Below are 15,716 nucleotides of genomic sequence, written 5' to 3'. Positions count from 1 at the left end.
GCTTATTGGCCAAACATTTGCTGGCCTTTGCCTTTGAAGTCTTCAGCGATCTGCTCAGGCGTTTTCTCCCCCGAGAACAAAGCCTGAATATTCGGTTTCACAACCTGCTCCTTAAACTGTTTCATTTGGGCAGCCTTGTCGATATCCAGTTCCAGTACAACCGGCATTGCAATGTTCTCAGCCATAAGGTTGGCAGCAGCGATATTTTCCGGTTTGCCCAGCTCCTTGCCTCTGAAGAGGTCCGCCTGGGACTTTCTTACGAACGGCAGTGCCAACTCATTGGCCGAATTGCCCGCCTTCGCGCCGCTAAGCGCCTCCATGACCAGGAATGTATTTTTGGCATGCTGCTCGCCTTTGTCGTTTTTCTGTCTGAACGCGACATAACCTTCGCCACCCATCGTCGTCTGAGCCGGCTGGTCGTCATTGTGAGGCACAGGCAACAACACGAAATCGATTTTTTCACCTTGCACGTTGCCCGCATCGATGTCTTTGCTGCGATTCTGGATCATCACGTCGTAATAAGGAATCGCTTTGGAGATGATTGCCGCTTCGCCGGCATAGAACATGTCCGTGCGTTTCGCCGGAGCGATTGCGGCCGTTTCCTTCGGCATGTAACCTTGATCCATCAGTTCTTTGACGAAACCAAGCGTATCCAGAATGCGGCCATCGTTCCACTGGAACACGCCGTCTTTGTCCAATACGTCGATCATGCCGTTATTACGCGTCAACATTTCAATGAAGTCAAGCGACGTGCCATCGGTAACGAGAGCATACTGAGCTTTACCGCCATCCAACGTTTTGGTCAACTTCGCGGCAGCTTCCTTGAATTCGGTCCAGGTCCAGCCGTTCGCCTGAATGGATTGCCAGTCAATGCCCGCTTCCTCCAGAATGCGCTTGTTTCCGCCCCACGCCCACTGGAATTGGTATAAAGGGAGACCATATTGCTTGCCTTGAATCTGGCCTAGCTCCAGCGTTCCCGGCAGGTAATCGTCCTTGATCTCCGGCGTCAGATAAGAGTCCAACTCCAGGGCAAGCCCGGTATTCACATAAGTTCCGTCCACGCTGTGGAAATACAGATCAGGCGGATTCCCCGCGTTCAGCGCAACATCGAATTTTTTCGGTCCCTCAGCCCATGAGAGCACTTCGGTCTTCACCGTGATATTCGGATGCTCTTTATTAAAATCTGCAATGAGATCCTTTAGCTCGTCTTCGTAAGTGCCATGAACCGGATACGTCCATACCGTCACCGTATCGTTTGCGTCAGGATCGTTCTCCGTCGCGCTGCTCCCCCCATTGCCACAGGCCGTTACCAGAATCATCATTAACAGCATGGACCAAACCAGACTTCTCTTCTTCATGCTTTCATCTCCTTCGCATGTCATCTACCTTTGGTAAATATCTGAGCCAATTCCAATCTGTGTGCTGACCCTTTGAAATCTCTCCGCATCCTCCCCTTCAGATTCGACCCGCCCTTTGCTAATCAAATCTTTTTAATGAAAGTTTAACGTCAATTTAGATGACATTAACAGTATTAATTCCTTCCAAAATTGTAGATTGAGTTCATTATATGAGCTGTGAAATAAAAATTCAACAATATTTTTAATCATAAAATTTAATTTTACTTTTTCGTTCCCTGCCACTATACTATGAACAAAGAAAAATGAAGCAAGCGAGGTGATTCACTTTGCGTGTCTATGCGGGTATTGATGGAGGCGGTACCAATACAGATGCAGCGCTGATTTCCGATACGGGAGATATTGTTGCTCAAGTCAGCGGAGGACCAAGCAACCCATATAGCGTGTCGCTGGAGCAAGCCGTTCCCGAGCTGGAGAGAGTATTGGATCGACTATTTGGCACAAATCATGAGCTTTTGACAAAATGTGATGGTATATGTCTTGGTATGTCAGGTATAGACAAAATGCAAGAACGTCAGATGATCAGTGATGTCGTGATTCAATACATGAAAAGACGTTTACCGGAAGCGTTTAACACATGCCCTGTCTGGATTGTAACTGAAGGAGAAACGGCTCTTATGGCCTCTTTGGGTAGTACGCGCGGCGTTCTCTGCATTTCCGGCACGGGGTCCATCGTCTATGGATTCAACTCTGAAGGCACCCGTTATCGCACGGGTGGTTGGGGACATTTGCTGGGCGACGAAGGCAGCGGTTATCGCATCGGGCAGCGCGCACTTCAATCGGTCATGCAGAGCCATGACGGCATTCTGCCACCAACCCGGTTGACTTCGCTTCTCTTGCAAGAACTGGGGCTCAAGGAACCAACAGAGCTCAAGGATCGCGTATATCACAACGGTTGGGGAAAAAAGGAGACCGCTTCGCTCGCCCGCCTCGCCATCGCGGCGGCTGAAGCGGGAGACCCTGTCGCGAGCGACTTGGTCACTGACGAGGCAAGGCACCTCGCCGAGACTGCACGAGCGCTGATTGCCCGAGACCCGGAGTTCCCTGCAGCACCTGTCGTATTGTCCGGATCGTTATTTCGTCATTCTCCATTGTACCGAGAGGCCTTTATGCAGCAGCTTTCCCGGTACTACGAAGGACTCGAATACGTGCAAACGGAGCATGCTCCACCTCCGGCCATTGGCGCGGCACGCTTGGCACGGTTCCATCGCTCCCTGCACGATACCAGATAGAAGAGACAAGGAGGCCATACTGATGAATCACATGCTTAACTCATTGCTGACCGAACAACCCCATCCGCTAACGGATCAGATCGACGTGCTGCCTTCTGCGGAGATCGTTGAACTGATCAATCGGGAGGATCGCCGCATTGCCGAGCTGATTCAGCCGCTTATTCCAGTCATTGCCCAAGCGGCCGATCGCATCGTCGAAGCTTTCCATTCCGGCGGCAGACTGTTCTACGTTGGCGCAGGCACCAGCGGCAGGCTCGGCATTCTGGATGCTTCGGAATGTCCGCCGACTTATGGCACGCCGCCCAGCATGGTGCAAGGTATTATTGCCGGAGGTTTCCGTGCCGTGAAGGACCCGGTCGAGGGGGCCGAAGATAGCGAATCAACCGGTGCGGCTGATCTCGATGACCATGGCGTGAATGATCATGACGTTGTAGTCGGCATCGCTGCCAGCGGCAGAACGCCATACGTGCTGGGTGCCATGAAACGGGCGCGCGAATTGGGGGCCGGAGTGATCAGCCTGAGCAATAACGCAGGCTCCCCCATGTCCAGCTTGGCGGACATTAGCATCGAAGCTGTTGTCGGCCCGGAAGTAGTGATGGGTTCTACCCGCATGAAGGCTGGAACGGCACAAAAAATGATTTTGAATATGCTGACCACCACCGCCATGATTCGGCTCGGCAAGGTATACCGCAATCTCATGGTCGACCTGAACCCGTCGAACCAAAAGCTTGTCCATCGGGCCAAGCGTATGATCCGATTGGCAACGGATGCCAGCGAACCTCAAGTGGAGCAGGCGTTCGCGGAAGCAAACGGACACGTCAAAACGGCCATCGTCATGCTGATGGCCAATGTGGACGCGACGGAAGCTGTGAAAAGGCTGGATACGGCTGGCGGGTTTGTCCGCAGCGCCATTGCCGGCTCTTCATGACGGCAATACAGAACGCGCGGCGTGCCGCAAGCGGGCATGCAATCGTTTATACGCATGCGAGCTGCAGGCTGAAGGATGAAGCTTGCAGCTTGGAGTCCGGCATGGTCCGGGCTCTTTTTTTTATAGAGTAGACCAATACTCAACTCTATGGGTCAGCTTCGCAATATGGCAAAAATACAAAAAAACCTTTTCTAACGTTCGTGCCGATACGGACGTTAGAAAAGGGTTATTGGCCGTGGCTTGCCGAAGTGTGTTGTTGCCCTAGGAATCAAGCGTCCGGTTGACTGCAACTTATTTGTGTTCCAGGATGGCCTGACGGCTCTTCTCCAAATACTGAACCGATTGGTTATAGTCCCTGCTGGCGACCGCCAGATACAGGATATCGATCACGTTAAGCTGCGCAATGCGCGAAGAGGTGGCTCCGCTGCGAATATTGCTCTCCATGGAGGTAATCATCAGGGGAACATCCGCAAGCGAACTTAACGTATTGCTGCCCCATTTCGTAATGCTGATCGTCGCTGCTCCGCCTTCGCGTGCATGCTTCAAGCAAGACACGACGCTGCCCGTTTCGCCCGAATACGAGATGCAGACGACGGCGTCGTCTGCCCGGAGCGTCGTAGCGGATGAAATCTGCATGTGCGGATCGGCGAACGAAAAGCTCGTACGGTTGATGCGCATAAATTTGTAGTGTGCATCCAAAGCGATCAGATTGGACGCTCCCACGCCGTAGAAAAAGATACGGTTTGCCTTCTGCAGCACATCCACTGCCTGCTCCACCATGCGAGGATCTAAAATGTGAACCGTGTCCTTGATCGATTGAATGTTGTTCGCCGAGACGTGCTGAATGATGCTTTCCATGGAGTCCTGTGGACGTATCTCCGTATATTCATACGACTCCCCTGTCTGCAAATCCCCGGCAATCTTCAGCTTCAGTTCCTGAAAGCCTGTCACCTCCAGCGATTTGCACAGTCGGATGATCGCCGCCGGACTGCCCCCGCTGCGCTCCGACAGCTGCGCAACCGAAGACTGCACCGTTTCTTCAGGGTGCTCCAAAATATAAGCCCCGATCTTCCGTTCCGATGGGGTCAAATCATCCAATATAGCGCGCAAACGCACAAGCCCGCCTTTCATGCCTTCCATCTGCGCCTCCCTTCCGTACTGATTCATGTACATTCATTTTGTCTTATTCGTTCTAAAAAGTCTAATCTGAGTGTAAAGAGTAAAATCCCACCTGAGTCATAACGTCAGGATGCCCGAAATTACGGGGGCTGACGCTCCTGTCACAGCTGGGAGGGTATTCGCCCTTCCCATCAGCGCTTCATGTCCTAGCAACGCAAAACCCATCGCCTCACGTGCGTCATCCGGGACGCCATGATCAGCTGTACGCTCAAGGCGAATACTCGCGGGAAGGCGCTCGCGGATCATGCGCATCAGGGTAGCGTTGGAAGTCCCCCCGCCACAAGCCAGCATAGCAGCTACGTTCATTCTAGGCAGAACGAAATTCTCCACAGACCGCACAATGGTCTCTGCGGTAAGGTAAGTCGTGGTGGCTAGTGTGTCCTCCAACGATAATGAATGCTGCCGTGCCCATTGCATGATACGTTCGGCGTAAGCAGCCCCGTAAACTTCACGGCCGGTACTCTTTGGAGGCATTTTGCGGAAATATTCATCGTCCAGACATTGTTCCAATAATATTGTATCCACCTTCCCTCTGGCAGCGATGCTGCCATCCGGGTCATAATGCTGCCGTCCTTCGGTAGCTTGTCGAACAATCGCGTCGATGACCATATTTCCGGGTCCCGTATCAAAAGCCGATACCTCTTCCATTGAAGAAAGCGGAGGCAAAACAGTTACGTTCCCGATTCCCCCGATGTTCTGTACCAGCCTTCCTACGGCCTGACTTCGGAACAGTAGCGCATCCGCATATGGCGTCAGCGGCGCACCTTCACCTCCGGCAGCCATATCCCTGGCTCTCAGGTTGCCGATGACAGGTAGTCCGGTCCGTTCACGAACGACGGCACACTCCCCGATCTGGAGAGTCGATTTGACGTTAAGGAGTGTGTCCGCCGGGCCGGGAAAAGCCGCTTCCTCCGGCGCGTGCCACACCGTCTGGCCATGCATGCTGATTACGTCGACATCGGCAAGGGATATGCCTGCCGAACGAATAAGCTCGCTCACGCTGTGCGCATACCACTCGGAAACGCCAAAATGCGCGGTCGTAAGGTCATCGATGCGGGCCGTTTCGGGCGAACACAGCCGAATTAACCGCTCTCTTAATGTGTCCGAATACGGAACGCAAATGAAATCAACGAGCTCGATCTGTTGCAAGGCACCGCTTATATCCGTCCGGATTCGCACCAGTGCCGCATCCGTCCCATCCAGTGACGTGCCCGACATCAGGCCGATCATCACATGTTCCCGTTTCTTGCGATACTGTTCCCACATCGGAAAACTGCCACGATCCATTCCCCCATACCTCCCGCAAGCCGATTGAATCCGATCTCTCGAACAAATTTTACTCAGTATATGATATAAAATTTCACAAGTCAATAATATTATGAAATTATATTACACTCATACCAGAACATCGGAACAACTCCTTTATGTACCGCTTATCCTCGAAAACGAGGCAAATCTGCATTGTTCTTAGATTTACTCCAACTACCATTGCTTGATCCAAATTGGTTCCATATCGGAGTAACCCATGACTTGCAGCAGCTCCCAAGCATTGTCTATCGTATGCTGCTTTCCATTAACCCAAAGCTCTTGATCCTTCTGTAAATAATGGATCATTTCAGCGATATGTTTCGGTCTACCTAAATGGATGGTCGTATGTAGGTTGTTTTTTTGTGCTGCAATATCATAAAACGCCCAAAAAGCATGGCGAACCGCACATAACGCCAAATGCCCGCTTAGGTGCATCCAGCACCCAGCAGGTCATTCCATTCGCATCATGTCATTGGTTCATAGAATCAGTTCTTCTCCAGGGCCCAATGAATGCAAAAGCCCCTTCTCCGGCTGCAAGCTGTCACGCTCTTTAAGCAGCGTCTGCTTCAACCGATCGGTTTCGGCACGATCCGCATGCACAAGCACCGTGTGTTTGGCGGGAATCCGGTTCAGCATATCTCTGACATCTCGCACGCCTTGATGCACCTTGTAGCGTATTTTCCGCACTTCGCAAGCACCGTACTCCTTGGGGTTTTCCAACAACCGGTGGGCAAAAGTCCCTTTCGCGGCATGCCCGGTAATCAGCACAAGATTTTTGCTGTCATCGGCAAACTGCTTGTAATACCACCGTGCCAGCGTGGACTGCAGCATGCCGTCGGAGATGAACCATAAGGACGGTCCTGTCCGTTCCAGCAGCTGCTGGCGCTCCTCATTCGTGATTGGCGAGCTCCAGCCGCCTTCGTTCAGGAACCTTTTGATGACATCCACTGCCGTTCCTGGCCCCAAGTCCCCGGATTTCTTCAACCAGTATGGGGAGTGGAGTAACTGCATCATGCCTGCAGCCAGTTTCGGTTCCACAATTAGGGGTACGCTCGGAAACTGCTGCCGTGCCCAGAGCACAAGCTCTTGTCCGCGCCCTACCGCAGGCATGGGGAGAAGCACTTTGCCGCCGCGGTCCAACGTTTGCCGCAACGCCTCATGCAACTGCATCAGTTTGTCCTGCTGCGTTTCGGAATCGGTCCCATAAGCGGCATCCATGATGGTCAAATCCATGACATGCGGGATAAATGCCTCGTGCGATAAGCTGGCAATTTCCGTCGACGGTTTGACATGCTCCAGCGTTTTGGGGCGATGCTTGGACGATACAGCGACTCCTTCCCGGCCCAAACGTTCACCATGTTCTGTACCCGTTCGTTGCTCATGAATCCATTGATCATCATGCATAAGTAACGTGTCTGCCGGACAGTCATCCTGCAGCAACATGGATTCGGAGGTGTAATCCCCCGAATAGAAAATACGTTTGCCCTCCATCCGTAGGCCCAGCCATACCGAACCGGCCAGATGCCCGCTCTTTCCCCACATGGCCTGAACGTCGGGAAGAATTTCGAACCATTGCGCGCTCTCCGATTCGTCTTCCAAGTAACGATAACGTATGGCCTGCTCGTCGGCTTCGGTATAAGGCAGCTCATTCCCCGCACGTTCCATGTTATTTCGCCATGATTGAAAATAAGATTTCAGCTGTTCACGGGTTTCCCGGGTCGTCCATACTTCTCCCGTATAACCCATCCGGTACAACAGGGGAATCGCCACCGAATGGTCCTCATGGGCATGGGACAACAATACCGTTCCAAGCTGCGGAACCATTTCCGGATCGATCAGCGGGTATTCCCCGGCCCCTTCCTTCTTCACCCCGCAATCCAATAAAAGGTGAACATGGTTTCCGCTCAGGAGGTAGGCAGAACGACCATGCTCGCCAGCTCCGCCCCATACCTTCAACTTCATCATGATGCATTCCACTTTCTCTTTGAATTCAAAATCTCAATGCCCAGCAGCATCAACACCGTCATGCCGACCGAAACGACGGCCATCGCCATGCCAAGCGATACTTGCCCCTGCTCGAACTGAGCGAAAATATAGGTAGCCGATGTCTGCATCGATGGTGGCAGAATCAAGAGCGAAGCAACCAGCTCCCGCGCCGCGATCGTAAAGGTCATCATCCATCCGGCCAGCATGCCCGGAATGATGAGCGGAACCAAAATCCGCCGCAAAATATATAGCGGCTTTCCGCCGAACACCTGACCTGCCTGAAACAATGTGCCGTCAATCTGGGTAAAGCTCGACTTGACGTACTGTACCGTATAGGGCAGAAATAATACCACATAGGTTAGCACCACCATACCGTACGTGTTGTACAGATTAACCGGCATCCACGGTGCGTTCCATAACAAGATAAGTCCCACCACCATAACGATGCCCGGTACCGTGTTGGGCAACAAGCTGAACAGGTCGATGACACGCTGCATGCGCGATGACGAGCGGCCAATGGCCAGCGCGAAACCCGTGCCGAAAATAACGGCCACCGTAGAAGCCGCGAGCGACAATCCCAGACTGTTCAGGATCGCTTTCATACTGACCGAACCCCATGTGAGCAAGGTTCCGTAATGCTCCAACGTGAGATTGTTGAAAGAGAGCCCCGCCCCGCGAAGTTTCATCGTCGAAGCGGCAATGATCGAGAAATAGGGAATGCCGACCGACAATATGAGCAATGCCGCCATATACAAACCGCACAACCAGCCGGCACCCCCGCGAAGGGAATAGGTTTTGGAACGCTGGCCTTTCCCTCCGACCAAGCGGTACGTGAACTTGCGGCTCATGGCCGATTGCATATACCACATCACGAGACATACCGACAACAGGATCGAAGCAAGCGAGGTCGCCTTGCCGAAATCGATGGGCCAACTGGAGATATACTTGTGGATCTCCGAAGTCATGACGTAATACCCGATCTTGCGGCCAAACGTCGCCGGCGTTCCGAATTCCGCAATCGTTTTGACAAACACAAGCATGATCCCCATGCCGTAAGAAGACAGCAGCAGCGGCAAAATAATGCGTCTGAACCGATACCCTGACGGCGCGCCATGCACGGCTCCTGCTTCTTCCAGGTTTCCGCCGATGCGGATCAGCGCATCCCTGAGCAGCAGGTACAAGAAAGGAAACAGATGCAAGCTCATGATCAGCACCATGCCCCAGAAGCTGAAGAAATGCTCGGTCCAGTTTGCGGAAGAAGGCCACCATTGCTGCAGATAGCCTCCTTTTTGCATGAAAAGAATCCAGCCCATGGAGCCGATATACGGCGGGGTCATGAAAGGAATCATCAATATGACGTCGACCCAGCGATGCCGTCCCATGCGCGTCTTTGCCATCATCCAAGCCAGCGGCAGCGACAAGAGCGTCGTACCCGCCGCTACACATATGCCCAGCCAAACAGAATTCAACAGCACCCCGGACAAATGGTGTCCGGCAATGGTTCTTAGCGGGGCCATCCAATCCCACTGCCCGTCCACGTACACGCTCTGCCAGAAAATCAGCAGCAGCGGCACGCCAATGCTTACGGTTAGCAGAAAGAGGGCGAGAATGACGCCCACTCTCCGAAAAATACGGTTGTTGTCCACTGCAACAGGTCTCACTGCTTGTTCACCTCAGATCGCGAAGCCGTTTATTTGAAAATCTCCGAGAAGCGTGCCGCTGTGTCGTCGCCATTCTCGCTCATCCAGTTCCAGTCGACTTTAAGCTGAGGAATGTCCTTCAGATTGGCACGGTTAGTTGCTTCCACATCTTCGCGTCCTGGAATCAGGTAAGCATCTGCAACCAGTTTCTGTGCTTCGTCGGACAACAAATAATCGATGAATGCTTTCGCGTTCTCTACGTTTTTGCTCGATTTCAGGATCGCTGCCGGTCTAGGGCTGACCACGGTTCCTTCCGATGGGTATACGATATCCAGCGGTTCGCCTTTCGCTTTGGAGGAATACGCCATGTAATCCACGCCTGCCGCTACGATGCTTTTCGCTCCGGTGATGACCGGATCAAGCGCCTCTTGGTTGGCACCAGCCATGGCAACGCCGTTCGCTTTGTATTGGCTGAACAAGTCCCAGCCTTTTTCCCCGTTTGCGCTCAAATAACCGGTGATGAAGTCCAAGGCGGACCCGGACAGGGTAGGATCCGGAATGTTGACGGCGTCCTTCCAAGCTGCCGTAGCCAGATCGGCCCAGCTCGTTGGCGGCGTTGTGACGAGTTTCGTATTGTACACGATGCCAAGCGCAGAAGCGCTGGAGCTGAAGTAGTTGCCTTCGGCATCAGACCATTCCTTGTTCAGCTTGTCGCTATTCGCGGCTTCTGGATATGGCAATGTCAGGCCATCTGCTTTCAATGCTTGTGCGGAGGGCAACGAGGCCAGAATGACAACGTCGGCCACCGGGTTGGCTTTCTCAGCCTCCATACGCGCCAAAATTTTACCTGTCGTTCCTTGGAACATCTCGACTTCAATGCCCGTTTTCTCTGTAAAACCATGGATGATGTTATCTGCCAGTTTCTGCGGGCCGGCACTGTACAATACGAGTTTCCCACCGGTAGTCGATGTGGCTGGTGCCTCTGCCCCTGCCGCCGCCGTGCTGCTCTCCCCAGAGCCCTGTGCGCTTGTGCCCGTTGCCCCGTTCCCCGTGCTGCAGCCGAACAAACTGATGCTCATTACTGCCGTCAGCAGCAGCATGGCGCCTTTTTTGCGTTTTTTAACATTCATCATTTGGAATACCTCTCCTCTGGTTTTGTTCAATTTGTTTTTAATCGATTTCAGCGAAAATGTAACATTGCATGGCTACCGTACTGTCGCTCTATGCGCTAGCCCCGCTAGCGCTGCGTTCTACCTTGCGCTCCGCAGGCTTTTCACCCATACGGCAAATCCGGTCCGGCGACACATACAGCTTGACGCGCTCACCGGCTTTTACTCTTGTGTTGGAGTAGGTCGTCCAGATGCTAAGACCGTCGATCTGTACCCGAATTTCGTAGCGTTCACCGACATAACTGACATCGATCACCGCGCCCTGATAACACAGGTCGTCATGTTCGCTCTTGCTCCAGGATACATGTTCCGGACGAATCATGGATTGATCTGTGGTGAGCCAGTTCGATTTGCCGATGAACGAGGCTACGTATGCATTGCTTGGCGAGGAATAGATCGTTTCAGGAGCGCCCTTTTGCATAATCCTCCCTTTTTGCATCACAACGATTTCATCCGACATGGACATCGCCTCAACCTGATCGTGAGTGACGTACAACGCCGTCAGCCCCATGTCGCGTACGAGAGCCATCATCTCCAGCCGCATTTCCTCCCGTAGTACTGCATCCAACGCACTCAGTGGTTCATCGAACAAAATGACGCCTGGTTTGACTGCCACCGCTCGGGCAAAAGCGACCCGTTGCTGCTGTCCGCCCGACAATTGGTGAGGATAACGACCCTCCATGCCTTGCAAACGCACCATCTCCAACGCTTCAGTGACCTTCTGATGCAGTTCGCCCTTTTGCCTGCCGGCCCGCAGTCCAAATGCTACGTTCTCATATACCGTCATATGGGGCCATAAGGCAAAATCCTGAAACACCATGCCGAGATTTCGCTTATGCGTAGGCACATCGATTCGCTTGTCTGCGGAATAGATACACTCGCCGTCGGCATAAATCTCTCCCGCATCCGGCTGCTCCAATCCGGCCAGTATACGCAGCAGCGTCGTTTTGCCGCAGCCGGACGGGCCGAGCAGTGTTGTGAACTGACCATGCTCCAGCGTCAGATCGGTGGGAAACAGCGCCGGCGTCCGGTTAAACGATTTTTGCACGTTTCTGATTTCTAGTTTCATGAGCACCCCTGCCTGTCCTCTGTTCTGATCTTAGTCTAACGCCTGCCTTCGCGGTTTGTATGAGCCGAATGTAAAATTGGAATTAACTTTTTAGATGAATTCTGTTGATGTTCATAGATTAAATCTATAGAGGAGATATGTAATATGGAAGGAGTGCCTTTCGCTTGAATCTGATCAAACTGCAAATCGTCGAACTGATCGACAAACATCACCACATGACGAGCGTCGCCGAAGTTCTGGGTATTAAACAGCCCACTGTTACGTTTCATATGAAATCATTGGAGGAAGAAATGGGCGTGCGACTTTTTGAATCGCGCAATGGCAAAACCTTTCTGACCGAGGCAGGACAGGCCCTGCTGCACTATTCCGTCAAAATCAATGCCCTTACCCAGGAAGCCCGCCGCGTCGTACGGGAATATGACAGCCTGTATCGGGGCAGTCTGCATATTGGGGCAAGCTATGTGCCTGCAACCTACTTGCTGCCGGCCATGCTCAATGCATTTTCGCAGGAATTCCCGGGCATTCGCATCGTGCTGTCGGTCAAACCTTCGTCCGCCATCCGCGACATGCTCATCGGGCACCAGATCGATCTCGGCATCATCTCTTCCGAAACGTTCGTAAGACCTTTACTGCACGCAGAGCCACTGTGTGCGGATGACCTGGTGTTGATCTGTGCCCCGCAGCACCCGTTAACGCAGCTGGAAGAATTGCAGCCCGAGCATATTGCGCGGATTCCTTTTGCCCTGCATGGGGATGAATCCAGCACGCGCCGTTTGACCAACCAATGGCTGGAGCAGCATGCCGTCCGTCTGCGCACTGCCGTGGAGATGGATTCGCTCGAAGCGATCAAACAATTGGTTCTACTCGGCGGGCATGTGTCCTTCATGTCGCGGATGGCCGTGCAGTGGGAGGAACGGCAAGGGCTTGTCCAGGTGCTCCCTATTCCAGGAGAACAGGCCTCCCGCCATATCTATGCCGTGCATAATAAAGAACGCCATGCCTCCGTGCAGGTGAACCGTTTTAAGGAAATGCTGCGCGAGATGAGCACCCACTTTCCGCCTGTCCGTTTTTGATCTTATGAATAAAAACTATCGGGGACCATTCATCAAATCTATGCAGGATTAACGCAAACAGGCCCTCCATTTGATGGATTCAAGATATTAGAACGCTACATTGGTACTGTACGTTAATCCAAGTTTAGGGAGAGTGAATGTTTTGAAAACATGGAAAAAGGTCACCGCTTCAATCATGCTGAGCATCATGACGCTGGGAAGTGGACTGACGGTGCTCGAAACTCCTCAGGCATCGGCTGCGGCCAACGCGGTACCCGCTTATGAAGTCAAGTTTTTGGCCAAGCCGGAAGCCGTGCTGAATGCCGACGGCAAACCAAACAGCGACGTACTGCAAACGCTTGGATTGGACAGCTCGCCACGAGCCATTGGCGTAGAATATTTTGACACCGATTCCCTTGGATTGGACGAGCAGGGCTGGAACGTACGCTTCCGCAAGAAGGAGGATAAAAACAATTACGAGCTGACCTATAAAAAGCGCTACCCGATCATTGATGGTGATGTCGAAGCAGCGTTGACGCTGGCTAACCAGGAGGGATTTGACGCATCTGACGATAATTACGAGGCTGAAATCGATTGGGGCTACGGCAAACAGACCCTGAGCTTCTCCAATACCAAAAAAGTCGATGCCATAACAAGCGGCGAGCAGCTTCCTTCCGATAGCAAGGCTTTGGAAATGCTGCTCGACAAACTGCCGGGCAAACTGAAAAACTGGTCTGCTTCCAACTGGGGCAAACAACAATTGTCCGCTTCCCGTGCCTACGGCCCGATTACGTTTGAGCGTTATGAAGGGACTTGGAACGGTCAAGAAATGACGCTTGAAGTGTGGCCGATTCTGAATGAAGCTGGCACGGGGATTGAGAACATCGTGGAGGTCTCCTTCAAGACAGACGACGCGTCTACGGTATCCGGCCTCCGTGCCCAACTGATGCAGCTGCTGGAGAACGAAAACTGGCTTCTTCCGGGAGACGGCCTGAAAACCCAACTTATTTTGGAACGTTATTAATGGAATCTACGGGGTATGTTGTTTGAGCATCGCGTTTCTGATACATCTCCACTTTTGACAGAACAGCCGGAACGATTACCCACCTGCTGGCTGGTCAAAATAGCATGAAACAAAGGCCTCATTTCTGATCCTTAAGATCAATGAAATGAGGCCTTTGTTTGTCCGCTAGCACTTTGCGGTGAGATAAACGATCCTTTTCAGATGTTCTTTTTCCTATATAAATGTGGCAGTATCAATACACTTTGAATGTTTGCCCTGTTTCAATGCCAAGCGCGCTTTGAATGAACGTATTGGCGACGCGCTCAACGGGCACCGGGTTAAACCCAATGAAGAAATCACGGTATTTCTCGGCCGATTCCACAAACAGATTCGGACTGACGGAGTTCAAACGGATACCTCTTGGCAGTTCATAAGCAGCCGCCTTGGCAAATGCATCAATAGCCCCGTTCGCCATCGCGCTGGAAGCACCCTGTTCGATCGGATGGTCCTTGATAATTCCGCTGACCAGTGTAAAACTTCCCTTATCGTTAATGTAGTGTTGACCGATGAGCACAATGTTGACTTGACCAAGCAGCTTGCTCTGCACGCTGACCATGTTGTTCTCGGGAGTGAGTTCAGCCAGCTTGGCATAATGAGTCTGGCCTGCTGTCACAATGACGTAGTCGATATTGGCAACCGTTTCAAAAAGCGTCTTGATACTATCGGTTGAAGTCATATCGACCGTATAATCTCCCGAATTTCTGCCTGCAGTTACAACTTCCACAGACCATTCCTGCAGCTTGGCAACAACCGCTTTGCCCAATGTTCCATGTCCTCCAATAACAAGTGCCCGCTTCATCCTTCGAATCCCCCCTGGTCGTTGTTCATTCACTTCATTTATTTAATCAAAGATCACGTCTGTTATCAAATTCAAATCGTTGATCGGATGACCATATATTTTCGATACAAAACAAAAAATAGCCCTGCACAAGGCAAGAGCTATTTTGCGATTCGTTAAGCGGGTGATGGGAATCGAACCCACGCTACCAGCTTGGAAGGCTGGAGTTCTACCATTGAACTACACCCGCATCTTATAAAAAATCGGGATGACACGATTTGAACATGCGACCCCCTGGTCCCAAACCAGGTGCTCTACCAAGCTGAGCTACATCCCGATACTTGAGAGTAAATATGGCGCGCCCTGAGAGATTCGAACTCCCGACCTTTTGATTCGTAGTCAAACGCTCTATCCAGCTGAGCTAAGGGCGCATATTTGGAGCGGACGACGGGAATCGAACCCGCGACCCTCGCCTTGGCAAGGCGATGCTCTACCGCTGAGCCACGTCCGCATATGATTGGTGCGGTCGAGAGGACTCGAACCTCCACGGGGGGTTAGCCCACACGGACCTGAACCGTGCGCGTCTGCCAATTCCGCCACGACCGCATAATATAACTGGTGAGCCATGAAGGACTCGAACCTTCGACACCCTGATTAAAAGTCAGGTGCTCTACCAACTGAGCTAATGGCTCTCACCGAAAAAATAATGGCAGGGGATATAGGATTCGAACCTATGCATGACGGAGTCAAAGTCCGTTGCCTTACCGCTTGGCTAATCCCCTATAAAGTTAAGATAAAGGGCGATCGAGGGGACTTGAACCCCCGAGTGCCGGAGCCACAATCCGGTGCGTTAACCCCTTCGCCACGACCGCCATACGTTGTTCCAACGCAATGTAG

The 15,716-nt window shown here is 52.3% G+C and carries 13 protein-coding genes and 8 tRNA genes; 4 read left to right on the top strand and 17 right to left on the bottom strand.

What is annotated here, in order from left to right:
* Positions 1-2: 2 nt before the first annotated feature.
* Positions 3-1,358 carry an extracellular solute-binding protein gene (locus MKY59_RS01670; protein ID WP_236421458.1) on the bottom strand — a complete coding sequence of 452 codons (1,356 nt, stop codon included), beginning with the start codon at positions 1,356-1,358 and terminating at the stop codon, positions 3-5.
* A 326-nt stretch (positions 1,359-1,684) separates the two neighbouring features.
* On the opposite strand from MKY59_RS01670, the gene MKY59_RS01665 reads away from it, so the two are divergent.
* Positions 1,685-2,647 carry a BadF/BadG/BcrA/BcrD ATPase family protein gene (locus MKY59_RS01665; protein ID WP_236421459.1) on the top strand — a complete coding sequence of 321 codons (963 nt, stop codon included), beginning with the start codon at positions 1,685-1,687 and terminating at the stop codon, positions 2,645-2,647.
* A 22-nt stretch (positions 2,648-2,669) separates the two neighbouring features.
* Positions 2,670-3,575, top strand: coding sequence for an N-acetylmuramic acid 6-phosphate etherase (gene murQ / locus MKY59_RS01660; RefSeq protein ID WP_339275675.1), 906 nt, complete (start codon positions 2,670-2,672; stop codon positions 3,573-3,575).
* 291 nt (positions 3,576-3,866) lie between these two features.
* On the opposite strand, the gene MKY59_RS01655 is transcribed toward murQ, so the two are convergent.
* From MKY59_RS01655 to MKY59_RS01625, 7 genes are all read right to left on the bottom strand, one after another.
* On the bottom strand, positions 3,867-4,706 hold the full coding sequence (locus tag MKY59_RS01655; RefSeq protein WP_236421472.1) for a MurR/RpiR family transcriptional regulator: 840 nt from the start codon (positions 4,704-4,706) through the stop codon (positions 3,867-3,869).
* 105 nt (positions 4,707-4,811) lie between these two features.
* Positions 4,812-6,041 carry an anhydro-N-acetylmuramic acid kinase gene (locus tag MKY59_RS01650; RefSeq protein ID WP_339275673.1) on the bottom strand — a complete coding sequence of 410 codons (1,230 nt, stop codon included), beginning with the start codon at positions 6,039-6,041 and terminating at the stop codon, positions 4,812-4,814.
* A 195-nt stretch (positions 6,042-6,236) separates the two neighbouring features.
* On the bottom strand, positions 6,237-6,497 hold the full coding sequence (locus MKY59_RS01645; RefSeq protein ID WP_339275671.1) for a hypothetical protein: 261 nt from the start codon (positions 6,495-6,497) through the stop codon (positions 6,237-6,239).
* A gap of 42 nt (positions 6,498-6,539) precedes the next feature.
* On the bottom strand, positions 6,540-8,027 hold the full coding sequence (locus MKY59_RS01640; RefSeq protein WP_339275669.1) for an MBL fold metallo-hydrolase: 1,488 nt from the start codon (positions 8,025-8,027) through the stop codon (positions 6,540-6,542).
* Positions 8,024-9,709, bottom strand: coding sequence for an iron ABC transporter permease (locus tag MKY59_RS01635; protein ID WP_339275667.1), 1,686 nt, complete (start codon positions 9,707-9,709; stop codon positions 8,024-8,026). Before MKY59_RS01635 ends, MKY59_RS01640 begins: the two co-directional genes overlap by 4 nt.
* 29 nt (positions 9,710-9,738) lie before the next feature.
* Positions 9,739-10,821 (bottom strand): ABC transporter substrate-binding protein, encoded by a 1,083-nt coding sequence (locus tag MKY59_RS01630; RefSeq protein WP_339275666.1) that lies wholly within the window; start codon positions 10,819-10,821, stop codon positions 9,739-9,741.
* Positions 10,822-10,909: 88 nt separating this feature from the next.
* Positions 10,910-11,926, bottom strand: a complete 1,017-nt coding sequence (locus MKY59_RS01625) for an ABC transporter ATP-binding protein (protein WP_339275665.1) — start codon at positions 11,924-11,926, stop codon at positions 10,910-10,912.
* 164 nt (positions 11,927-12,090) lie between these two features.
* Between MKY59_RS01625 and MKY59_RS01620 the strand changes: the two genes are divergently transcribed.
* Both MKY59_RS01620 and MKY59_RS01615 read left to right on the top strand, forming a co-directional pair.
* The gene (locus MKY59_RS01620; RefSeq protein WP_236421466.1) at positions 12,091-12,999 is read left to right on the top strand and encodes a LysR family transcriptional regulator; all 909 of its coding nucleotides are present in this window, start codon (positions 12,091-12,093) and stop codon (positions 12,997-12,999) included.
* Between the two features lie 133 nt (positions 13,000-13,132).
* A complete protein-coding gene (locus tag MKY59_RS01615; protein WP_339275663.1) occupies positions 13,133-14,002 on the top strand; it encodes a CYTH domain-containing protein in 870 nt (289 codons plus the stop codon).
* 232 nt (positions 14,003-14,234) lie between these two features.
* Here MKY59_RS01615 and MKY59_RS01610 read toward each other — a convergent pair whose 3' ends face one another.
* From MKY59_RS01610 to MKY59_RS01570, 9 genes are all read right to left on the bottom strand, one after another.
* The gene (locus tag MKY59_RS01610; protein WP_339275662.1) at positions 14,235-14,840 is read right to left on the bottom strand and encodes a short chain dehydrogenase; all 606 of its coding nucleotides are present in this window, start codon (positions 14,838-14,840) and stop codon (positions 14,235-14,237) included.
* Between the two features lie 158 nt (positions 14,841-14,998).
* Positions 14,999-15,069: transfer RNA gene (locus MKY59_RS01605), tRNA-Gly, on the bottom strand.
* Between the two features lie 13 nt (positions 15,070-15,082).
* Positions 15,083-15,156, bottom strand: a tRNA-Pro gene (locus MKY59_RS01600).
* A 17-nt stretch (positions 15,157-15,173) separates the two neighbouring features.
* Positions 15,174-15,250 (bottom strand) — tRNA-Arg (locus MKY59_RS01595).
* Between the two features lie 5 nt (positions 15,251-15,255).
* Positions 15,256-15,330, bottom strand: a tRNA-Gly gene (locus MKY59_RS01590).
* A 7-nt stretch (positions 15,331-15,337) separates the two neighbouring features.
* Positions 15,338-15,425 (bottom strand) — tRNA-Leu (locus MKY59_RS01585).
* 10 nt (positions 15,426-15,435) lie between these two features.
* Positions 15,436-15,511 (bottom strand) — tRNA-Lys (locus MKY59_RS01580).
* 15 nt (positions 15,512-15,526) lie between these two features.
* Positions 15,527-15,601: transfer RNA gene (locus MKY59_RS01575), tRNA-Gln, on the bottom strand.
* A 17-nt stretch (positions 15,602-15,618) separates the two neighbouring features.
* Positions 15,619-15,691 (bottom strand) — tRNA-His (locus MKY59_RS01570).
* Positions 15,692-15,716: the final 25 nt, after the last annotated feature.

This window comes from Paenibacillus sp. FSL W8-0426 (assembly GCF_037969725.1).
GTDB lineage: Bacteria > Bacillota > Bacilli > Paenibacillales > Paenibacillaceae > Paenibacillus > Paenibacillus hubeiensis.
The sequence above is the reverse complement of the archived record's forward strand: the minus strand, read 5'-3'. Positions and strand labels throughout refer to the sequence as shown.